Consider the following 21,012-nt stretch of genomic DNA (forward strand, 5'->3'; position numbering starts at 1 on the left):
GATCGATGTCATGGCAGGAGCCATCGAACTCGGCATCGAATATGTCAGCGTCTATGCGTTCTCCACCGAAAACTGGCGGCGTTCACCGGAGGAGGTGCGCTTCCTGATGGGATTTAACAAGGACGTGCTTCGAAGGCAGCGGAACCAGCTGGATGACTGGGGTGTCCGGGTGCGCTGGGCGGGACGCCGGCCGCGCCTTTGGGGTTCGGTCATCCGGGAGCTGGAGGAGGCCGAGCAGTTCACGGTGGCAAATACCACTTGTAATTTGACCATGTGTGTTAATTACGGCGGCCGGGCCGAGATCACCGACGCCGTGTCCGCGATTGCCGAAGACGTCGCTGCCGGCAGGCTGAAGCCGGGCGCCATCACCGAGCGGACCATCCAGAAGTACCTGGATGAACCCGATCTTCCCGACGTCGACCTGTTCCTGCGCAGTTCGGGGGAGCAGAGGCTGTCCAACTTCCTGCTCTGGCAGTCCGCGTATGCGGAGTTCGTATTCATGGACACGCTGTGGCCGGATGTTGACCGGCGGACCCTCTGGGCCGCCGTCGAAGAATATGCCAGGCGGGACCGCCGGTATGGCGGTGCCGTTGATGCAGCCGCTGCACCGGCGGATCCCCAGGCGGGTTAGCCCTGCCCATAGGCCCGGAGCCACCGGGCCAGCCGCGAGTAGGCATCGGTGCGGATCGGCTCCGGCGAGAGGAAGACGTCGTGCAGGGCACCGTCAATCCGCTCGATGGTCACCGTGCGGCCCAGCGTGAGTGCGCGGGTACCGATGATATTCACATCCAGGACGGCATCGGTGCGGCGCATTTCCTCGGACCAGAGCAGGCCGTTCGCGCTTCCCTTGGAGAGCAGGACCAGAATCGGCGCCTCGATTTCCAGGCCGCGGGCCACCCGGGCATGCCCGGCGAGTACCGCCCGCAGCCAGCCTGCGCGCACCGGGAATGCCATGCGGGGCCGGTAGCGCTCATCAACCGGCCACTCGCCGTCGGCCGCGCTGCTGATGGTGCGCCAGTAGTGGCCTCGCTCCGGGAGCCGGAGAACCGCCTGCGGGCGGAAGCGGGCCACGGGACGGACCATGCTGGACGCGGCGCGCCGCACCAGCGAACTCCCGTGCATCTCCAGCCAGGGGCTGTTCAGGATCAGCAGTGAAACGGCTTCCGGATGCCCGCTGCTCCACAGGGCCGCCACCAGCCCCCCGGTGGAATGGCCCATCAGCGCCAACGGTCCGGGCGCACCCTCCCGGCGGATGATGCGGGCTGCTTCTTCGATTTCGGCGTCGTAGGCGGCGAGGTCCGCCACATAACCGCCCGGAGCCTCCGGGCGCAGGCTCCGTCCGTGGTTGTGCATGTCCAGTGCGTAGAAGTCGTAACCGGCCGAGGCCCAGAACCGCGCCAGGTCCACGTTGAAGAAATAATCGCTCCAGCCATGCAGGAAAAGCACGGCACGGCGGTGGCCGTCGGCGGCGCGGCTGTCCGGATCCGGCCGGAGCCGGACCAGGGTTGCCGTCCGTGCCACCCCGTCGGGGCCGGCGGCCGCGAAGGTGTGGGACTCGAAATCCGCGCCCAGGATGTCCTGCTGCCACTGCATGACCTCATGCTAGACCGGCGCGCCGGGGCACGCCGCCCGTGGGGCAGCTTCTCCGTTTTGGTGTGGCGCCCCCGGAGACGGGAAACTGGAGGCATGCGCGTTTATCCCACTTTCTTCAGGCTGGCCTTTTCATGGATGGACGCCGAGCGCGCCCACAAGATCGGATTCAAGGGCATCCGTCTCGCGCATGCGTCGGGCGCCGGACGGGTCCTGCAGAAGCTGACCGCCCCTGCTCCGTCCCTGCAGACCACCGCTTTTGGCGTCACTTTCCCGTCGCCGTTCGGGTTGGCTGCCGGCTTTGACAAGGAAGGGCACGGCATAGATGCGCTCACGGATCTTGGATTCGGGCACATTGAAGTCGGCACCATCACCGGGCAGGCACAGCCGGGCAATGAAAAACCGAGGCTGTTCCGCCTGGTCCAGGACCGGGCCGTCATCAACCGGATGGGCTTCAATAACGACGGCGCCTCGGCCGTTGCGCCCAGGCTGAAGGCCGCGCGGGCCGCGCTTCAGCGCCGCTACCCGGCGGTGCGTCCGGTCATCGGCGTCAACATCGGCAAAACCAAGGTGGTGGAACTTGCCGACGCCGTGGACGACTACCTGGTGAGCGCCCGCAGCCTGGCGCCCGCCGCCGACTACCTGGTGGTCAACGTCAGTTCACCCAACACCCCGGGACTGAGGCTGCTCCAGGACGTGGAAACGCTCCGTCCGCTGCTGACCGCCGTAGGACAGGAAGCTGACCGCGCCGCCGGACGACACGTACCGCTGCTGGTAAAGATCGCACCGGACCTCAGCGACGAGGACATCGACGACGTGGCGCGCCTTGCCTTGGACCTGAAACTGGACGGCATCATTGCCACCAACACCACGATCGCCCGCGCAGGACTGTCCTCGCCGGCCGAAGACGTGGAGAAATGCGGTGCAGGCGGCTTGTCCGGCGCTCCCCTGAAGGAGCGTTCCCTCGAGGTGCTGAAGCGGCTCAAGCACGCCACCGGCGACGCCCTGACCCTCGTGTCGGTGGGCGGCGTGGAGTCGGCCCGGGATGTCCAGGACAGGCTCGACGCCGGCGCGACCCTGGTGCAGGGTTACACCGCTTTCCTCTACGAGGGCCCGTTCTGGGCAGCACGGATCAACAAGCAGCTTGCGCGGACGCGGCGGTCCTGACGCGCCCTGCCGGATGCCTCCCGTGACGGGGAAGGCGCTTTAAACCAGACACCCCGGCGGTATTTCCGCCGGGGTGTCTGTTGTTTAATTTTGTGGGGTCAGGCCGGGTACTGTCCGCGCTGGACCTGGGGTTTGGGCAGCCGCAGCTTCCGGAACTGCAGGGACCGCATGGAACCGTACCAGACGGTGCCGCCCTCCACCTGCCCGAACTTTTCCGCCAGGCGCTTGCGGAGCTTGCGGGACAGAATGAAGACGTCCACGAAGACCGCCAGGAACATGACCCAGAAAGCGCCAAGGACGTAGATCATCATGTCGCTGGAAGCCGGGACCACCAGGGACACCAGCACGAACACCAACGCACCGAACATCAGGTATTCCCCGAGATTGAAACGCGCGTCCACGAAGTCGCGGGCGAAGCGTTTCTGGGGCCCCTTGTCGCGCAGCGGCAGGAACTTCTCGTCACCGGTGTCCAGGGCCCGGCGCATCTTAAGGCGCTGGTCCTGCACGGCCTGGCGTTCGGCGGCCTTGGAGGCCTTGCGGTCCTCGGGCACCAGCGGCCGCTTGCGGGCGGCCTCCTGGGCCTTCCGCGTGGGGGTCGGGGCGCCCTTGCCCGCCACACTGTTCTGCCGCGCCGCTGCCTCCGCTGCCTGCTGGTCTATGGTTTCCTGCGCCGAGGGCGCTTCTTTTCTACGTCCGAACACCTGACCAGAATACCTTGCAGCGGCGTGCCCGCTGCTTGCTTCCGCGCCTGCCCCGGCCGGCACCCGAATGTGACGGGGGTAATGTTTTGGCCATGACTCCATCACCCGCGGCAACCCCGCACAGCACCACCACCACCACCACGGCAGGACCAGGCCCTGAAGCTACCGGAAGGACGGAAGATCTTCGTTCAGCGGTAGACCGTTCCTTCGACCAGACACTTGCACGGCTCAAGGAGCTCGTTGCCATCCCCGGGATTGCCTGGCCCAGCTTTGAGCGCACCCCCCTGGAGCGAAGCGCCGAGGCCGTCGCGGAACTCCTTCGGGGTGCCGGGATCGGAGAGGTCCAGGTGCTGACCGTGGACAAAGCCGACGGTACGCCCGGTGGGCCGGCCGTCGTCGCCCGCCGTCCTGCCGCCGAAGGAAAACCCACCGTCCTGCTGTACGCCCATCATGACGTCCAGCCGGTGGGCGACGAATCCCTGTGGGAAACGGAGCCCTTCACCGCCGTCGAAAAAGACGGACGCCTTTACGGCCGGGGCGCCGCGGACGACAAGGCCGGGATCATGGCCCACGTCGCCGCCTACGCCGCCGTTGCCGAGGTCGTCGCCGGCTCGTTGGGGCTGGGCGTGACGTTCTTTATCGAAGGCGAGGAAGAAGCGGGGTCACCCACATTCCGGACGTTCCTGGAGGCGAACCGTGAACTGCTGCGGGCCGACGTCATTGTGGTGGCTGACTCCAGCAACTGGAAAGTCGGGATACCGGCCCTGACCACCAGCCTTCGCGGCCTGGTGGACGGCACCATCGAGGTGCAGGTACTTGACCATGCGGTGCACTCCGGCATGTACGGTGGGCCGGTCCTGGATGCGCCCACTCTGCTGTCCCGCCTGATTGCCACACTTCACGACGCCGACGGAAACGTTGCCATCGAAGGGCTGGTGGCCACCGACACGGCTGCCGTCGAGATGCCGGAGGCGGACTACCGGGCCGACGCGTCCGTACTCGACGGCGTCCGCCTTGCCGGAACGGGAAGCATCGCCTCGCGGCTGTGGACCAAGCCGGCGCTGTCAATCATCGGCTTCGATGCCCCCGCCGTGGACGTGGCATCCAACACACTGCTTCCACGTGCGCGGGCAAAGTTCAGCCTGCGGCTGGCGCCGGGCCAGGTTCCCGCGGAGGCCATGGAAGCGGTGCGCAGGCACGTCGAGGCCAACGCGCCCTTCGGTGCAAAGGTGGTCTTCACACCGGGGGAGGCGGGCAACCCCTTCCAGACCGATACGTCATCCGCCGCGGCAACGGTGGCCATGTGGGCACTGGGGGAGGCCTGGGGGGTTCCGGCCGTGGAAACCGGCATTGGCGGGTCCATCCCCTTCATTGCCGACCTCACCGACCTGTATCCCAACGCGCAGATCCTGGTTACAGGCGTGGAGGACCCGGACTCGCGGGCCCACAGTGCCAATGAGTCGTTGCACATCGGTGACTTCCGCAATGCCATTCTGGCGGAGGCGCTCATGCTGGCCCGGTTGAACAGCGAGGGCCTCACCGCAGGGGAGTGAGCAGCTTTCGGCGTGCGGGCGGCCGCCCTGCTTCCAGGGAACAACCGGCGTGCTTTGACGGTTACGCCAGGAGTTAGAGCTACAGGACTGCCGCGCGTAGCATGTAGCTATAGCCCATACCGTATTTGTAGGGGCAGGCGCCGTTACGGCGACGCCGCCAGACCGTCCTAAGAAGGTAGGCCAATGAGCACCTCAACCAACGAAAACAGCACCGCCACCACCGTGGCCAGCGACGAACTGCCCGTTCACGAGGTCAACCTGACCGACGTCGCCGCCGGCAAGGTCCGCAGCCTCCTCGAGCAGGAAGGCCGCACGGACCTGCGCCTGCGCGTGGCCGTGCAGCCCGGCGGATGCTCAGGGTTGATCTACCAGCTCTACTTCGACGAGCGGCTCCTTGACGGAGACGCCGTCCGCGACTTTGACGGAGTCGAGGTCGTCGTCGACAAAATGAGCGTGCCGTACCTGAGCGGCGCAAGCATCGACTTCGAGGACACCATCTCGAAGCAGGGCTTCACCATCGACAATCCGAACGCCGGCGGCTCGTGCGCCTGCGGCGATTCATTCCACTAGGCCGGTTATTTCGCCTGATGTCGGCGCCGGGCTTCCTGCCGCATAAAACGGCACGGGGGCTCGGCGCCGACATGTGGGCGAAACGCCCGGGGGAGCGGTAAGCTCTACACCGAGTAGTAAAACTTTTTTGTGCCCGGAGCGCCGATGGCTGCCCGGACAACAGCAACAAGTAGGAAGGGCCGTCTGTGAGTTCGCAGAACCGAACCGGCAGCCGACGCAAAACGATCACCACGATCTCAAGCTTGGCTATAGCCGGCGCGTTGGTTTTGACCGGATGTTCGCCAGAGGTAGAGAAAGGGTGGATGCCCACTGAACGTGGCACCACCAGCAACACCGACCGCATCATGGACCTCTGGGTCAACTCATGGATTGCTGCGCTCGTGGTCGGCGCCATCACGTGGGGCCTGATCATCTGGTGCGTGGTCGCTTACCGGCGTCGCAAGGGAACCGTGGGCTTCCCGCGGCAGACCAGCTTCAACCTTCCGCTGGAAGTCTTCTACCTCACCATCCCGATCTTCATGGTCCTGGTGTTCTTCTACTTCACGGACCGTGACCAGCAGGCCATCGATGACCGCTCACAGCCTGCCGACGTCGTCGTGGACGTCCGCGGCAAGCAGTGGGCATGGGACTTCAACTACAAGTCCGGCGATGTCATCCAGGAAGACCTCCACGAGGCCGGCGTCCAGGCGCACCTCACCGGCAACACCATCGACAAGGAACAGCTCCCCACGCTGTACCTGCCGGTGAACAAGTCCGTTGACCTCGAGCTCAACGCCCGCGATGTCATCCACTCCTTCTGGGTTCCCGCCTTCCTGCAGAAGCGCGACATGATTCCCGGCAAGACCAACTACATCCGGTTCACCCCCACTAAAGAGGGCACCTACGACGGTAAGTGTGCCGAACTCTGCGGCGAGTACCACTCCGAAATGCTGTTCCGCGTCAAGGTGGTGTCGGAATCTGAATTCCAGGCCCACATGGATCAGCTCAAGGCTGAAGGCAACACCGGCCTGCTCGGCGTGGAGTACGACCGCAACCCGAACCTGAACGAAACCAAGTAAGGGGAGCGACGTGGCTACGTACACCCAATCCGCACCCACGGGGGTCCTGTCGGCTCCCGTGGTACCCAAATCCAAGGGGCGCATCGTCGTCAACTGGATCACCTCCACTGACCACAAGACCATCGGGTACATGTACCTGATCGCGTCCTTCGTGTTCTTCTGCCTCGGCGGCGTCATGGCCCTGCTGATCCGTGCGGAACTCTTCGAGCCCGGCATGCAGATCCTGCAGACCAAGGAACAGTACAACCAGCTGTTCACCATGCACGGCACCGTAATGCTCCTGATGTTCGCCACCCCGCTGTTCGCCGGGTTCGCCAACGTGATCATGCCGCTGCAGATCGGCGCGCCCGATGTCGCGTTCCCGCGTCTGAACGCACTGGCGTTCTGGTTCTTCCTGTTCGGCTCCACCATCGCCGTCTCCGGCTTCATTACGCCGCAGGGCGCTGCGTCCTTCGGCTGGTTCGCCTACGCACCGCTGTCCAACACCACGTTCACCCCGGGCATTGGTGGAGACCTGTGGGTCTTCGGCCTGGCCCTGTCGGGCTTCGGCACCATCCTCGGTGCGGTCAACTTCATCACCACCATCATCTGCATGCGTGCTCCGGGCATGACCATGTGGCGTATGCCGATCTTCACCTGGAACACCCTGATCACCGCGATCCTGGTTCTGATGGCCTTCCCGCCGCTGGCCGCCGCCCTGTTCGCCCTCGGCGCGGACCGCAAGTTCGGTGCACACATCTTCGATCCTGAGAACGGCGGTGCCGTCCTCTGGCAGCACCTGTTCTGGTTCTTCGGACACCCCGAGGTGTACATCATCGCGCTGCCGTTCTTCGGCATCGTCTCGGAGATCTTCCCGGTGTTCAGCCGCAAGCCGATCTTCGGCTACAAGGGCCTGGTCTACGCCACGATCGCCATCGCGGCCCTCTCGGTCACGGTGTGGGCCCACCACATGTACGTCACCGGCGCCGTCCTGCTGCCGTTCTTCTCGTTCATGACCATGCTCATCGCAGTGCCCACCGGCGTGAAGTTCTTCAACTGGATCGGCACCATGTGGCGCGGGTCGCTGACCTTCGAGACGCCGATGCTGTGGAGCCTCGGCTTCATGATCACCTTCCTCTTCGGTGGTCTTACCGGCATCATCCTGGCCTCGCCGCCGCTTGACTTCCACGTTTCGGACTCCTACTTCGTGGTGGCGCACTTCCACTACGTGGTGTTCGGCACCGTGGTGTTCGCCATGTTCGCCGGGTTCTACTTCTGGTGGCCCAAGTGGACCGGCAAGATGCTCAACGAGCGCCTGGGCAAGATCCACTTCTGGCTGCTGTTCCTGGGCTTCCACGGCACCTTCCTGATCCAGCACTGGCTGGGCGTCGAGGGCATGCCGCGCCGGTACGCGGACTACCTCGTGGAGGACAACTTCACGTGGATGAACCAGTTCTCCACCGTCGCATCCTTCGTGCTGGGCGCGTCCCTCATCCCGTTCTTCTGGAACGTCTACATCACCTGGCGCAAGGCCGAAAAGGTCCAGGTCGATGATCCGTGGGGCTTCGGTGCTTCGCTCGAGTGGGCCACGTCCTGCCCGCCGCCGCGCCACAACTTCACGTCCCTGCCCCGGATCCGTTCCGAACGTCCCGCCCTGGACCTGCACCACCCGGAACTCCGCCAAGTCCACACCGTTGACTCGCCGGCTCCCGCAGCGGCAGTACTCGGCAACGCCGACCAGAAGGACACCGCACAGTGAAAATCGAATCCTGGATCTTTGGCTCCGGAGTCTTCTTTTTCGTTCCCGTCTCGCTGGTCTACGGATTCCTGACCAACTGGAGCGAATGGGTGGGCATCCTGGGCATCCTGCTCGTGGCCGGCCTGGCCGGCATGATCGGCGCCTACCTGGGCTTCACCGGCAAGCGCGTAGGCCTTCGTCCCGAGGACCGCAGCGATGCGGAAATCCACGAGGGCGCCGGCGAACAGGGGCACTTCAGCCCTTGGAGCTGGTGGCCCCTGGTCCTGGGTATCGCCTGCGCCACTGGCTTCCTGGGCCTGGCAGTTGGCGCCTGGGTCATCTTCATCGCCGGCGGGATCGCCATCGTAGCCCTCGTCGGCTGGGTGTACGAATACAGCCGCGGAGACCACGCACACTAGGCAAGCAATAAGAATAACGACGTCGGGCCCCACCAATATGGTGGGGCCCGACGTCGTGAGGGGGTTTTTACGGCCCTCAGCCGGCCCCCTGGGACTCCAAAAGTACGCGAAGGTCCCGAAGGGCCGCCTCCACGGTTTCACGTCCCAGGTCGTCCTCGAGCGCGGCTTCGCTGACGGACAGCTCCACCTCACACCCCTGTGCAAAGTCGGCGGCCATCACCTGGAGCAGGGACCGGGCGTCCACCTTCGCCGCGCCCGCCTTGCTGATGGTGACCGGAAGCCCTGTATCGGTGACAGCCCGGACAAATACCGCGGCGGAACGTGCATGCAGGCCTACCGGCGCTGCCACCACGGCCTTCTGTGTTGGCAAAGGGACTCCTTATACGAAAGACGGCCCCATCCGTCTGCTGGCAAAATTTCCAGACCAAATATAGCGGCCGCCATGCCTGCCGCGCGAAAGAGCGTCCGCGTCCCGGGACTGGTCTAGACCGTCCTAAAATTGAGGGGAAACCAACGGCAGGAGAAGATCATGGCAGCTGGCGCCACGGCAATCACGGGTGAAATAGACCGCACCAGCGGAACGGCCATCTACGTGCAACTTCGGGAGATCCTGCGGAGCTACATCGCACAGTCGTGCCCGCCCGGATCGGCGCTGCCATCAGAACGTGACCTTGCCGAACGGTTTGGACTGGCAAGGATGACGGTCCGGCAGGCCATCGACGCCCTGGTGGGGGAGGAGGTCATCGAGCGCGTAGTGGGCCTGGGCACCTTTGTCCGGCGCCCGAAACTCGACCTGCAGGTGAAGCTCACGTCCTACAGCGAAGAGATGCAGAGGCGCGGCATGGTGCCCGCTGCCAAGGTGCTGAGCTTTGAGCAGATCGGCGCCAGCGCATTCCTGGCCCGTGAACTCCAGCTGGACGAGGGCACACCCCTGGTCCGGTTCCGCAGGCTCCTGCTGGCCGACGGGGAACCGATGAGCGTGGACGAGAACTTCATCCCGGCCCACCGCGTCCCGGGCCTGCTCGACGGCGAGCCACCCACGTCGCTCTACAACGTCCTGAGCGAACAGTTTGGCCTGGTGATGGAGTGGGGCGAGGACATGATTGAGGCGACCGCCGCCTCCCCGTCGACGGCACGCCTGCTCAACGTGGAGGTGGGTGCGCCCTTGCTGAAGATCCAGCGGCACGCCTTTGTGGCAAGGGCGATGGTTGACTATTCAGTGTCCTACTACAGGGCCGACCGGTACAAGCTGTGGGTGCCACTGCAGCGGCCCGGAGCCCGCCGCGCCCGCAACCACTGACAGCACGCCGGCAGGCCTCAGCCAGGGGCCGTTTGCGGCGCAGGCAGGAGAACTCTTAAAGCAGGAAGGGCCCGATCCATAGGATCGGGCCCTTCCTGTATCAATCGTCGTTTAGTGCGTCAGGCTCTTGGAACCCTCTGCTGCTTCAACTGCCTCGTGGCCGTGGCCGTGGGCTGCTTCAAGCTCTGCAGGGGTAGCAGGAGCAACGCGGTCCTCGAAGAACCAGCGGGAGAGGAACGCGCGGCGCTTCTCCTTGCGGGTTACGACACCGTGCTCGTTGGGCAGTGCCGGGATGACCTGGGGTGATTCGAAGCCAACCAGCTTGTACCGCTTGTACTCATCCAGCGGGGCGTGCACCTCGATGAATTCGCCGTGCGGGAGCCTGACGATACGGCCGGTCTCGCGGCCGTGCAGGGCGATTTCCCGGTCCTTGCGCTGCAGTGCAAGGGCAACACGCTTGGCAACGATGAAGCCGATGATCGGTCCGACGAAGAACAGGGCGCGGAGCCAGTACGTGACGTCGTTCAGGGACACGTGGAAGTGGGTGGCAATGAGGTCGGAACCTGCAGCTGCCCACATCACGCAGTACCAGATGAATCCGGCAACACCGATGGCCGTACGGGTCGGGGCGTTGCGCGGACGGTCCAGGACGTGGTGCTCGCGGTCATCCTTGGTGATCCAGCGCTCGATCCACGGGTAGGTGAACATCACGGTGAACAGGATGCCAGCGGGGACCAGGGCCGGGAGGAGCACGTTGAACGTGAACACGTGGCCGAAGAAGATCTGTTCCACGTGCCAGTTGCCGAGTGTGCCGGGCATGAGTCGCAGGGCACCGTCGACGAAACCGATGTACCAGTCAGGCTGGGTACCGGCCGACACCGGGGAGGGGTCGTACGGACCGTAGTTCCAGATCGGGTTGATGGTGAAGAATGCCGCCATCAGGGCGATCACGCCGAAGACGATGAAGAAGAATCCACCGGCTTTCGCTGCGTAAACAGGACCCAGGGGGTAACCGACAACATTGTTGTCGTTGCGGCCGGGGCCGGGGTACTGCGTGTGCTTGTGCACCACGACCATGAACAGGTGCAGGACGATCATCAGCAGGATCAACGCCGGCACCAGCAGGATGTGCAGCATGTAGAGGCGGCTGATGATGGCCGTGCCGGGGAATTCCCCGCCGAACAGGAAGAACGAGATGTACGTTCCGATGACCGGGATGGACTTGATGACGCCGTCGATGATGCGCAGGCCGTTGCCGGACAGCAGGTCATCGGGAAGCGAGTACCCGGTGAAGCCTGCAGCCATGGCCAGGATCAGCAGGACGCTGCCCACCACCCAGTTCATTTCACGCGGGCGGCGGAATGCGCCGGTGAAGAAGACCCTCAGCATGTGGACTGCGATGGATGCCACGAACAGCAGGGCTGCCCAGTGGTGCACCTGGCGCATGAACAGTCCGCCGCGGATGTCGAAGGAGATGTTCAGCGAGGAGCTGTACGCTACCGACATTTCCACGCCCTTGAGGGGAATGTAGCCGCCGTCGTAGTGGGTCTCCGCCATGGACGGATCAAAGAAGAACGTCAGGAACGTTCCGGACAGCAGCAGGATGACGAAGGAGTACAGCGCCACTTCACCGAACATGAATGACCAGTGGTCGGGGAAGACCTTGCGGCCGAACTCGCGGAGGATCCCGGAGCCGCCAACTCGTGAGTCGACAAAGTCGGTGATCCGGCCTGCCTTGGTTTTGGCGACGAATGCCGGCTCAGCTGTTGATGCTGCGCTCATGCGAATCACGCTCCCAGTAACTTGGTCCTACGGGTTCATGGAAGTCGCTGGTAGCGACGAGGTAGCCCTCGTCATCAACTGCGATGGGCAGCTGGGGGAGAGGACGGCTGGCGGGGCCGAAGATCACCTTGCACTCTTGCGTGAGGTCGAAGGTGGACTGGTGGCACGGGCACAGCAGGTGGTGCGTCTGCTGCTCGTACAGAGCAACGGGGCAGCCAACGTGGGTGCAGATCTTGGAGTAGGCAACGATTCCGTTGTAACCCCATTCTTCGCGGCCCTTGGAGGGGTTCAGCGACGCGGGATCGAGGCGCATGAGGAGCACAACGGACTTTGCCTTCTCGTTGAGCTTGCCCTCCTGCAGTTCGTTCAGGCCCTCGGGAATGACGTGGAAGGCGGAACCGATGGTGACGTCCGAGGCCTTGATGGGGGTTCCATCGGGGTCGCGGGTAAGGCGCTTGCGCTTTCCGTCCTGGGGAGCCCACATGGTGTGCGCGAGCTTGTCGTCAGGGCGGGGTCCGAGGTCACCGAAGATGGCGACGGCGGGAAGCGGGGCAAGTGCGACCGCACCCAGGAGGGTGTTGCGGATCAGCGGGCGGCGCTTGATGCCGGTCTCTTCCACGATGTCGTCAACGATGCGCACCGCAGCCTGGCGGTCCTCTTCGTAACGGATGGCGTGGCGTTCCTCGGAGACTTCGTGGTCGGGCATCAGGGCCTTGGCCCAGTGCACGATACCGGTACCGATACCCAGCATTGCGAAGGCAGTGCCAACGCCGAGCAGGGCGTTCTGGAGCCGGATGGTGGCGATGCTGGAGTCATCACCCAGATCAATGGCGAAGTACGCCACCAGGAAGATCAGGGTTCCAACAACAGAAATGCCAAATAGTAAGGCGACCTGCCGTTCTGCCCGCTTTGCGGCCTTCGGGTCCGTGTCAGCCAGGCGCAAACGATGCGGGGGAATTCCAGGATCCTGGAACTTCTCCACCTCATTCTGACCAGCCGTAGCTACGGTGCCCGAGTGGTTCGGACTGCCGTCACTATGGTTGCCCATAATTCGCCTCATCCTTCTCTCGTCCCGGCATTTGCCGGGTTAGTTTCTAATTTCAAGCTGCTGACAGGGCAGCAGAAGTGTGTGTTCCTGCGGAACGTCAGGACGTCCTGGAGGTGAGCCAGATGGTGAAGGCGATGATGACGCCAAGACCGGCAACCCAAACGAACAGGCCTTCAGCAACCGGACCCAGCGAGCCGAGGTCGGCACCGCCCGGTGAACCGGTGGTCTCGATCTGCTTCAGGAAGGTGATGATGTCCTTCTTGCCTTCAGGAGTGATGTTCGCGTCGTTGAAGACCGGCATGTTCTGCGGGCCCGTGACCATGGCCTCGTAGATGTGCTTGCCGGATACATCGGCAAGGGCGGGTGCGAACTTGCCGCGGGTCAGCGCGCCACCGGCAGCGGCGGCGTTGTGGCACATGGCGCAGTTGGTCCGGAAGAGCTCACCGCCGGCAGCTGCATTGCCGCCGCCGTTTGTCAGGTCTTCTGCAGGAACTGCCGGGCCGGCTCCCAGGGAGGCGACGTAGGCTGCAAGCTGGTGGGTCTGCTCGTCATTGAACTGGACGGGCTTCTTCATGGCCTGGGGGCCGTTCATCTGCATCGGCATGCGGCCGGTGCCCACCTGGAAATCAACAGCGGCTGCACCGACACCCACCAGCGAGGGGCCATCCTTGGAACCACTGGCGCCCATGCCGTGGCAGGTGGCGCAGTTGGCGGCGAAGAGCTTGCCGCCCTCCTCTGTGTCGCTTGCGCTGAATGTGGTGGTCGAAGCCTTGGCCTGGTTGACGGTGGTTGCCACGGCGTACAGCCCACCCGTGATGAGGAGCCCCATCAGAAGCAGCGCTATTGCTGCAAGTGGGTGACGCCGCTTTTGTGAGAGTGCCTTCACGTGGTGGTTCCTTTATTCGATCCTGCGCCGGCTCCGGGAGCCGCTACCTGAAATTCTGCCTCTTGTAGAAAAAGAATCAAAGCTGGCTACTTGAGTACGTAGATGACCAGGAAGAGGCCAATCCACACGACGTCAACGAAGTGCCAGTAGTAAGAGGTGACGATCGCGGACGTTGCTTCGAAATGCCCGAACTTCTTCGCCGCGAAGGACCGGCCCATGATGAGAAGGAAGGCAATCAGGCCGCCGATGACGTGGAGGCCGTGGAAGCCGGTGGTCATGTAGAAGGCCGAGCCATAAGCGTTGGAGGAGAGCGAGACGTGCTCGGAAACCAGCATTGCGTACTCGGTGGTCTGGCCGGCAACGAAGAACGCGCCCATGAGGAACGTCAGGGTGAACCATTCGTTCATTCCCCAGCGGGCGAACTGCAGTGCACCTCCGGTGCGCCGCGGCTGCAGCCGCTCTGCGGCGAAGACGCCCATCTGGCAAGTAAAGGAACTGGCCACGAGGACGATCGTGTTTACGAGCGCAAAGGGGAAGTTGAGCTTGGCTGTCTCTTCCGCCCACATCTGCCCACTGGTGGAGCGCAGAGTGAAGTACATGGCGAAGAGACCGGCGAAGAACATCAACTCGCTGGACAGCCACACAACGGTTCCAACAGAAACCATATTGGGGCGGTTCAGCGTGGGGTGCGCCGGGGTACTGGGGGCATGGGTCGCAGATGTCACATAGACATTATGTCTGTAAAAGTCCGTGCTGCCCAACGCAAACCGCCTTTTCGGGGGACTTTTTCTACAAAGACGCGAAATCGCCGGGAAAAGTTCCCGCAACCGTTCACATTGGTCAGTGGCCGCCGTCGGTCGATAGCATCAGCAAGTGACTTCTCAGGCAACTACAGCGTCCGGCAACACCTGGCCCCGGTTGATCTCGGCCCTGATCAAGGGCAATGACCTCACTGCGGAGAACACCTCCTGGGCCATGGACACCATCATGTCCGGTGAAGCCACGCCTGCACAGATTGCCGGATTCCTTGTGGCCCTCAGCGCCAAAGGCGAGACGGTGGACGAGCTTTCCGGCCTGGTTGAGGCAATGCTCGCCCACGCCAACCCCGTGACAATCACCGGGGAAAAACTGGACATCGTCGGCACGGGTGGTGACCAACTTAACACCATCAACATCTCCACCATGGCCGCCCTGGTCGCTGCCGGGGCCGGCGCGAAGGTGGTTAAGCACGGCAACCGGGCGTCGTCGTCGTCGTCCGGGTCTGCTGACGTTCTTGAAGCGCTCGGTGTCCGGCTTGACCTGCCTATCGCCCGGGTGGCCCGGAACGCTGAAGAGGCGGGAATCACGTTCTGCTTCGCGCAGGTGTTCCACCCGTCATTCCGCCACACCGCCGTGCCCCGGCGGGAGCTGGCAGTGCCCACTGCGTTCAATTTCCTGGGACCGCTGACCAACCCCGCCAATGTCCAGGCTTCGGCGGTGGGCGTGGCGAACGCTCGGATGGCGCCGCTGGTGGCGGGCGTCCTGGCCCGCCGGGGGAGCAGGGGACTGGTCTTCCGTGGCAACGACGGCCTGGACGAGCTGACCACCACTGGCCCATCAACCGTGTGGGAAATCCGGCACGGAGCCGTCAATGAACTGCACTTCTCGCCGCAGGACCTCGGCATCAGCCTGGCTACTGTTGAACAGCTTCGCGGCGGCAATGCGGCGGCCAACGCGGGAGTCGTCCGCGACGTCCTTGCCGGCAGCCAGGGTCCCGCGCGGGATGCGGTCCTGCTGAACGCCGCGGCCGGCCTTGTTGCGTTCGACCTCGAAGCACAGGGCCCGTTCCTGACACGGATGCAGGAGGCTTTCGCGCGTGCCGCGCATTCGATCGACTCCGGTGCTGCCGCTGCCGTCCTGGACCGCTGGGTGTCCCTCTCCCGCGCCTAACGGCCGGGTTGCCGGCTTACTGTTCGAAACCCAGCGAAAAGGCGGCGTCGAGGTCGTGCTGTGAGTACGCCCGGAAGGCGATGTGGGTGGTGGTGTGGACCACGGCGGGAACTTTCGAGAGCCTGTCCGCAATGACGTCCGCGAGGTCTTCATGCCTGCGGACCCTGGCTACCGCAATGAGGTCCCATTCGCCGGTGACGGAATACACTTCGCTGATGCCTTCGATGGCCGAAATTTCTTCCGCCGTCTCCGGAATGCGGGCGGCGTCGGTCTTGATCAGAACAAATGCGGTAACCACGTCTGTACCCCTTCAATCGGTGCCGCCGCACTGGGGAACGGCAGGCTTTTCTCTCCAGCCAGCCTATTACACGGGTGCCGTTTCCCCTGCCGCCACCCTGCCGCCCAACTTCTGGTGCCCGCTACCTGCCCGGCCTGCGGCGGAGGCGTGAGGCGCCTGCCAGCAGGAGGCGGTAGCCCACAAGGAACACCGCCAGGGCAATCGTGGCAACGATGATGAAGGGCAGGACAACTGTCTGCCCGGTCAATGCCCGCAGGAGCATGCCGCCCACCAGGCTTCCGAGCCAGACTGGAACCCCTGCCCGGGTGATGGAGAAGGGGCTCCGCCATACGCGGGCGATCATCCATCCGGCGGCCGCGCCGGCGAGGAACGGCCAGGCAGTCAACAGCACACCGAGGATGGGCTCCTCACGGTGGTGTGCATCGCGGCCAATCGCGGCGAAAACGAGGATCAGCACCATATCCACCGCTGCCGCCACCACTGCTGCCCGTGCCGGTGATGTCTGTGGAGGCTTGGTTTTCAACGAACTCATGGTTCGAGCTTAGCCGCCGACGGGAGGCTGCCATGTTGGGACGTCCCGGTGCCCGGGGTGGGGGAGCGGGCGGTCAGACCGCTTCCTGGAGGTGGCGGTCTTTGTGTGCTGCCTGTACCCGGTGGACAAGCCAGCTTGCCTCCCACCGCAGGTGGTAATCCATGTCCGCGTCCCACTCAATGAGGACATCGGTCACGGTGTAGGCCAAGGCGTTTGCCGGCATGGAACGCACCGTGACGGGTGCGGGGCGCAGCAGAATAATGGGTCTGCCGGGGGCCTGCCGCAGGGCTTCGTCGCGCATCTCGGAACGGCAAGCCGGGCAGGTAGCTGCATGACCAAAGGAGGATCCAGGGACCGCCCCATCGCGCGCCCGCGGTGGGCCGGGTGGGCCTGCCGCCATGTCCAAAAGGTTAGGACGCCCAAGGCCGGTGGCGCATGGGTGGGAGCTACCCAATTTCGATGAGGATCTCCCCGTTTTTAGGCATGTACCGGATAGGGATGAAGTAAGGTCGCTGCAGTAGTTGAGCCCACCCGCCCATAACGGAGAGATCGTGAACAATGCCTTATGGATTTGCAGCCTGGTGGGCGCAGCCGTGGGAATCAGCCTGGGGCTGGCGATTTTCCACACGCCATTCTGGGGCTTTGCGTTGGGGCTCGGAGTCGGAGCTGTGGTCGGGGCCTCGATGCAAAGGCGTCATTGACCACCAGCGCGGGGGATCTCGCCGGAATGGCTTCTACCAGCAGCGCTCGAAACAATACTTGACATAATGTAGATTATCGGCGCAATGGGATGAGGCTCGGAGCGGGGCAGGATGCGAAGCAATCCAGGCCCTGCAATCCAGGACACTTGCGCCTGCTTCCCGGGACAATTGCATGGCGAAACCGCTGTTCAATTCCGCCGGGACCATTGTCATAATCAAAGCGCACGTCAAGAATGACGTGATGACGGTCTACGTGCGTTCACTTGAAACTGCAGTTCCGACGACAAAGCTGATCCAGTCCGAAGCCCGTGATGTATTCGCCGCGCAGCCGGGTCTTTCCCGGCTTGGTTCACGCCTGGTCACCACCTGCTTTGACGGCGCAGCCATAGACACGAGATTCACGGCAGTCAGCGAACTCACCAACACCTCACGCTCGGACAATCCTCAGTTCTATGACCCGGACACCGGGCTCCTGCTGAATCCCAGCACCAAGGTCCGCAACGACATCTTCGCCCGGGAAGCCACCAAGCTGTTCGTTGAGGCTGCCCGCGCTGCCCTGCAGGCGGCTCCCGAACTGGATTTACTTGACATAACTCACCTCGTGACGGTGTCGTGCACGGGCTTTTTCAATCCGGGCCCGGACTACAAGGTGGTGCGCGAGCTCGGGCTTAGTCCTTCCGTCCAGCGGTATCACCTGGGCTTCATGGGCTGCTACGCGGCGTTTCCGGCGCTCCGCGCTGCGAAGTTGTTCTGTGAATCCGACCCGGACGCGGTGGTCCTGGTGGTCTGCGCCGAACTCTGCTCCCTGCACGTACGCACGTCCAATGATCCGGACACCATCATGGGTTCGGCCCTTTTCGCCGATGGCGCCGCCGCCGCCGTCGTGACCGCACGCCCCGGCGCGGAAGAAGCCGCGCTGCTGAAGCTGGACCACTTCGAAACAGTCCTGACCCCGGTCGGTGAGGACTCCATGGCATGGAACATCGGCGACCATGGGTTCGAGATGGTCCTGGGCACCTATGTGCCCCACATCATCGATGACCACATCGTGGGTGCCCTGCAGCCACTGCTGGCAAAGGACCCGGAATTGGAAGCACTCCCCTACACCGCGATCCCCCACTGGGCCATCCACCCCGGTGGCCGCAGCATCCTTGACAAGGTCCAGTCCCGGCTTGGCCTCAGCGACGCGCAACTGGTTCCGGCCCGGGACATCCTCCGGAACTACGGCAACATGAGCAGTGCCACGGTGCTCTTTGTCCTCAAATACATCCTGGAACAGCCGCTGCTGCCCGGGGATTCCAACGGTGGCGGGCGTATCTGTTCCATGGCTTTCGGCCCGGGACTGACCGTGGAAACGGGGCTGTTCACCAAGCTCCGGCAGTCAATCGCCGCAACCCAGGACCCCGCACGGCAGGACCACGCTGCCGGATTCGCACCGGAGCCCCGCCAGGACCGGACGCCCGCAGAAGCACCCGTGGCCTGACAAGGACACAAGGGCATGGGGATTCTGCTGCGAACGCGCGCCGCCGGGGACATCGAGCAGATGGACCGCACGGACTGCGATGAAAAGCTCCTGGACAATACCTACCGGCAGTTTTGGGTCATCAACCGCGTGTTGTCCGGCTGGCGGGGCCTGTACAGCAGGGAGCTGCGCACCATCGTCAAACCGGACCAAAGCCCCGTGACCGTGCTGGACATCGGGTCGGGCGGTGGCGACCTCGCCATCATGCTGGCCCGCTGGGCACACCGGGACGGCACGTCCATGCACGTGACCGGCATCGATCCGGATCCCCGCGCTGACGCCTTCGCCAGCCGGCGCGCCGCCATGCCCGGCGTCGAATTCCGCCAGGCGCACAGCGGTGACCTGGTCCGCGAAGGTGCCAGGTTCGACGTCGTGATCTCCAACCACGTGCTGCACCACCTCCAGTCCGGGGAGCTCAAGCAACTGCTGGCAGACTCGGAAACCCTTGCCGGCCACAAGGCGCTGCACAACGATCTCATCCGCAGCACCATCGCATTCTCCCTCTTCGGTGTGGCCGCCCTGCCGTTCCGGAAATCCTTCATCCGGGAAGACGGGCTGACGTCCATCCGCCGCAGCTACACGCGTGCCGAGCTTGCCGCAGCCGCTCCCCCGGGCTGGTCCGTGGAGCACTCATCGGTCTTCCACCAGGTCCTGGCCTACCGGAAGGGCTGAGATGGATGCCGATGTCCTGATCGCCGGCGGCGGTCCCGTGGGCCTGTACCTGGCGGCCGCCCTGCTGCAGGAAGGCGTTTCGGTAAGGGTCTTTGAACAACGGCAGCAGCGGAACCGGCATACCCGGGCCATCGGCATCCACCCGCCGGCCCTGGAGGCCCTGGCCGCCGTACACGTGGCCTCTGCCATGGTGCAGGAGGGTGTCCGCATCCGGTCCGGCATGGCGGTGAGCCGCGGGAAGACGGTGGGCATCATGGCGTTCGACGACGTCTCCAGGGACTTTCCGTTCGTGCTGGCACTCCCGCAGTACAGGACGGAGCAGCTCCTGGAAGAGCGCGTCCTCGCCCTGGACCCCGGGGCAATTGTCAGGGGTGCGAAAGTCACCGGTGTCAGGGACGACGCCGGCACGGTCACCGTCGCAGTGGATGCCGCCGCGGGTGCCACGCGTCCCGGCCGCAGTGCGACGGGGGCTTTGCTGGTCCTGGCCGACGGTGCCCGGTCACGGCTGCGGGATGCGCTCGGGGTCCCGATGGTCCGGAAGACGTATCCCGACCACTACCTCATGGGGGATTTCGACGACGGCACGGACTACGGGGACAAAGCTGTCCTGTTCCTTGAACCGGACGGAATCGTTGAGTCCTTCCCGCTGCCCGGTGGCGTCCGGCGCTGGGTGGTGCGGCTGGGCGCCCCGGCCGGACCGGCGGCAGGGGCCGGCCACCTTGCGGAGCTGGTGCACCGGAGGACCGGGATTCGCCCGGATCCGGCCACGAACTCCATGCTCAGTGCCTTCAACGTGCAGTCCGGAATCGCCCAACGGACCGTCGCCGGACGGACGGTGCTGCTCGGCGATGCCGCCCATGAGATCAGCCCCATTGGTGGCCAGGGCATGAACCTCGGTTGGCTGGGCGCCCGGGACCTGGTGCCGGTGGCCTGCGCGGCACTGACCGGTGAAGATCCGGGCACTCAACTCAGGGACTTCGAGCAGAGCCGGCGGCGGGCTGCCGTCCTGGCCCGCCGGCAGGCCGAAATCAACATGATGCTGGGCAGGCCGCTGCCGGGCCCGCTCCTGCGGATGCGTACCGCCGGTGTTGCCGCGGCCGCCGCAATTCCGGCAGTGAACCAGTGGGCCGCCAGGCGTTTTACCATGAACTAGGGGCCACACCACCGACCAGTTTGCCGGGTTACCGGAAGTAGCAGTCGTAGCTGTCCTGGCTCACGATCACGCCGTTGCTGACCTCGAAGACGGACGAGGTCCTGGCCCGGATTGTCTCGCCGCGGTCCCAATACCGCAGATCCATCAGCACCGTGGCAGACCAATCCGCCTCCACCACCACCCGGCCGCCTTCACATGTGGTCCGCCGGACAGTGAACTGCTGGTCCTCCACCACGTCGCGGCTCTGGTCAGCACCGGCCAGCACCGCCGCCAGCGTCCGCGTGGAGCCTTCCGGGGCCAACAGGTGCGGTGCTTCCGTCAGCACGAACTCTGCAGAGAGGAACGGCCGGATGTCCGCTGCCCCGCCACCCGACTCAAGGACCCGGATGAATTCAAGGACGTGTTCCAGCGGGG

The 21,012-nt window shown here is 64.4% G+C and carries 23 protein-coding genes; 12 read left to right on the plus strand and 11 right to left on the minus strand.

Features of this window, described 5'->3' with window-relative positions; translation table 11 throughout:
* Window positions 1–631, plus strand: a 631-nt coding sequence (uppS, locus tag BACI349Y_RS09890; RefSeq protein WP_159631951.1) for a polyprenyl diphosphate synthase, incomplete at its 5' end; no start/stop codon positions are given.
* Here the strand turns inward: uppS and BACI349Y_RS09895 are convergent.
* The gene (locus BACI349Y_RS09895; RefSeq protein WP_159631952.1) at window positions 628–1,593 is read right to left on the minus strand and encodes an alpha/beta hydrolase; all 966 of its coding nucleotides are present in this window, start codon (window positions 1,591–1,593) and stop codon (window positions 628–630) included. The two genes, uppS and BACI349Y_RS09895, sit on opposite strands and share 4 nt — an antisense overlap.
* Before the next feature lie 93 nt (window positions 1,594–1,686).
* On the opposite strand from BACI349Y_RS09895, the gene BACI349Y_RS09900 reads away from it, so the two are divergent.
* Entirely contained in the window at window positions 1,687–2,757 is a 1,071-nt protein-coding gene (locus BACI349Y_RS09900) for a quinone-dependent dihydroorotate dehydrogenase (RefSeq protein WP_159631953.1), read from the plus strand.
* Window positions 2,758–2,855: 98 nt separating this feature from the next.
* On the opposite strand, the gene BACI349Y_RS09905 is transcribed toward BACI349Y_RS09900, so the two are convergent.
* On the minus strand, window positions 2,856–3,458 hold the full coding sequence (locus BACI349Y_RS09905; protein ID WP_159631954.1) for a DUF3043 domain-containing protein: 603 nt from the start codon (window positions 3,456–3,458) through the stop codon (window positions 2,856–2,858).
* 92 nt (window positions 3,459–3,550) lie between these two features.
* Between BACI349Y_RS09905 and BACI349Y_RS09910 the strand changes: the two genes are divergently transcribed.
* The 5 genes from BACI349Y_RS09910 (at window position 3,551) to BACI349Y_RS09930 (ending at window position 8,775) form a co-directional block, all read left to right on the plus strand.
* Window positions 3,551–5,011 carry a dipeptidase gene (locus BACI349Y_RS09910; protein ID WP_159631955.1) on the plus strand — a complete coding sequence of 487 codons (1,461 nt, stop codon included), beginning with the start codon at window positions 3,551–3,553 and terminating at the stop codon, window positions 5,009–5,011.
* A gap of 183 nt (window positions 5,012–5,194) precedes the next feature.
* Window positions 5,195–5,581, plus strand: coding sequence for a HesB/IscA family protein (locus BACI349Y_RS09915; protein WP_159631956.1), 387 nt, complete (start codon window positions 5,195–5,197; stop codon window positions 5,579–5,581).
* A gap of 185 nt (window positions 5,582–5,766) precedes the next feature.
* Window positions 5,767–6,639 (plus strand): aa3-type cytochrome oxidase subunit II, encoded by an 873-nt coding sequence (gene ctaC / locus BACI349Y_RS09920; protein WP_159631957.1) that lies wholly within the window; start codon window positions 5,767–5,769, stop codon window positions 6,637–6,639.
* Window positions 6,640–6,649: 10 nt separating this feature from the next.
* Window positions 6,650–8,377: an aa3-type cytochrome oxidase subunit I gene (gene ctaD / locus BACI349Y_RS09925; RefSeq protein WP_159631958.1), complete on the plus strand. Its 1,728-nt coding sequence runs from the start codon at window positions 6,650–6,652 to the stop codon at window positions 8,375–8,377.
* Entirely contained in the window at window positions 8,374–8,775 is a 402-nt protein-coding gene (locus BACI349Y_RS09930; RefSeq protein WP_159631959.1) for a cytochrome c oxidase subunit 4, read from the plus strand. Before ctaD ends, BACI349Y_RS09930 begins: the two co-directional genes overlap by 4 nt.
* Before the next feature lie 76 nt (window positions 8,776–8,851).
* On the opposite strand, the gene BACI349Y_RS09935 is transcribed toward BACI349Y_RS09930, so the two are convergent.
* On the minus strand, window positions 8,852–9,145 hold the full coding sequence (locus tag BACI349Y_RS09935) for an HPr family phosphocarrier protein (RefSeq protein ID WP_159631960.1): 294 nt from the start codon (window positions 9,143–9,145) through the stop codon (window positions 8,852–8,854).
* A 159-nt stretch (window positions 9,146–9,304) separates the two neighbouring features.
* Between BACI349Y_RS09935 and BACI349Y_RS09940 the strand changes: the two genes are divergently transcribed.
* A complete protein-coding gene (locus BACI349Y_RS09940) occupies window positions 9,305–10,075 on the plus strand; it encodes a GntR family transcriptional regulator (RefSeq protein WP_159631961.1) in 771 nt (256 codons plus the stop codon).
* Window positions 10,076–10,186: 111 nt separating this feature from the next.
* Here the strand turns inward: BACI349Y_RS09940 and qcrB are convergent, their stop codons facing one another.
* From qcrB to ctaE, 4 genes are all read right to left on the minus strand, one after another.
* On the minus strand, window positions 10,187–11,857 hold the full coding sequence (qcrB, locus tag BACI349Y_RS09945) for a cytochrome bc1 complex cytochrome b subunit (RefSeq protein WP_159631962.1): 1,671 nt from the start codon (window positions 11,855–11,857) through the stop codon (window positions 10,187–10,189).
* Window positions 11,835–12,905 (minus strand): cytochrome bc1 complex Rieske iron-sulfur subunit, encoded by a 1,071-nt coding sequence (gene qcrA / locus BACI349Y_RS09950; RefSeq protein ID WP_159631963.1) that lies wholly within the window; start codon window positions 12,903–12,905, stop codon window positions 11,835–11,837. Before qcrA ends, qcrB begins: the two co-directional genes overlap by 23 nt.
* A 97-nt stretch (window positions 12,906–13,002) precedes the next feature.
* Window positions 13,003–13,791 (minus strand): cytochrome bc1 complex diheme cytochrome c subunit, encoded by a 789-nt coding sequence (gene qcrC, locus BACI349Y_RS09955; RefSeq protein ID WP_159631964.1) that lies wholly within the window; start codon window positions 13,789–13,791, stop codon window positions 13,003–13,005.
* A gap of 86 nt (window positions 13,792–13,877) precedes the next feature.
* Window positions 13,878–14,516 (minus strand): aa3-type cytochrome oxidase subunit III, encoded by a 639-nt coding sequence (gene ctaE / locus BACI349Y_RS09960; protein ID WP_175318541.1) that lies wholly within the window; start codon window positions 14,514–14,516, stop codon window positions 13,878–13,880.
* 148 nt (window positions 14,517–14,664) lie between these two features.
* Here ctaE and trpD point away from each other — a divergent pair, with 148 nt between their 5' ends.
* Window positions 14,665–15,720, plus strand: a complete 1,056-nt coding sequence (gene trpD, locus BACI349Y_RS09965; RefSeq protein ID WP_159631965.1) for an anthranilate phosphoribosyltransferase — start codon at window positions 14,665–14,667, stop codon at window positions 15,718–15,720.
* A 16-nt stretch (window positions 15,721–15,736) separates the two neighbouring features.
* On the opposite strand, the gene BACI349Y_RS09970 is transcribed toward trpD, so the two are convergent.
* The 3 genes from BACI349Y_RS09970 to BACI349Y_RS09980 all read right to left on the minus strand — a co-directional run bounded on the left by BACI349Y_RS09970 (window position 15,737) and on the right by BACI349Y_RS09980 (window position 16,851).
* The gene (locus BACI349Y_RS09970; RefSeq protein ID WP_141160402.1) at window positions 15,737–16,018 is read right to left on the minus strand and encodes an Lrp/AsnC family transcriptional regulator; all 282 of its coding nucleotides are present in this window, start codon (window positions 16,016–16,018) and stop codon (window positions 15,737–15,739) included.
* Window positions 16,019–16,139: 121 nt separating this feature from the next.
* On the minus strand, window positions 16,140–16,550 hold the full coding sequence (locus tag BACI349Y_RS09975; protein WP_159631966.1) for a DUF3054 domain-containing protein: 411 nt from the start codon (window positions 16,548–16,550) through the stop codon (window positions 16,140–16,142).
* 73 nt (window positions 16,551–16,623) lie between these two features.
* Window positions 16,624–16,851, minus strand: a complete 228-nt coding sequence (locus BACI349Y_RS09980) for a hypothetical protein (protein WP_159631967.1) — start codon at window positions 16,849–16,851, stop codon at window positions 16,624–16,626.
* 641 nt (window positions 16,852–17,492) lie between these two features.
* Here BACI349Y_RS09980 and BACI349Y_RS09985 point away from each other — a divergent pair.
* Genes BACI349Y_RS09985 through BACI349Y_RS09995 form a run of 3 tightly spaced genes read left to right on the plus strand, consistent with a single transcriptional unit; the run spans window position 17,493 to window position 20,598 of the window.
* Window positions 17,493–18,734 (plus strand): type III polyketide synthase, encoded by a 1,242-nt coding sequence (locus BACI349Y_RS09985; protein ID WP_159635496.1) that lies wholly within the window; start codon window positions 17,493–17,495, stop codon window positions 18,732–18,734.
* 15 nt (window positions 18,735–18,749) lie between these two features.
* Window positions 18,750–19,445, plus strand: coding sequence for a class I SAM-dependent methyltransferase (locus BACI349Y_RS09990; protein ID WP_159631968.1), 696 nt, complete (start codon window positions 18,750–18,752; stop codon window positions 19,443–19,445).
* A 1-nt stretch (window position 19,446) separates the two neighbouring features.
* Window positions 19,447–20,598 carry an FAD-dependent oxidoreductase gene (locus BACI349Y_RS09995; protein WP_159631969.1) on the plus strand — a complete coding sequence of 384 codons (1,152 nt, stop codon included), beginning with the start codon at window positions 19,447–19,449 and terminating at the stop codon, window positions 20,596–20,598.
* 28 nt (window positions 20,599–20,626) lie between these two features.
* Here the strand turns inward: BACI349Y_RS09995 and BACI349Y_RS10000 are convergent.
* Window positions 20,627–21,012 (minus strand): nuclear transport factor 2 family protein (locus tag BACI349Y_RS10000; RefSeq protein WP_236560789.1); only part of this gene is annotated, 386 nt, incomplete at its 5' end.

The sequence above is a fragment of the Arthrobacter sp. 8AJ genome (assembly GCF_902506025.1).
Classification (GTDB): Bacteria; Actinomycetota; Actinomycetes; order Actinomycetales; family Micrococcaceae; genus Arthrobacter.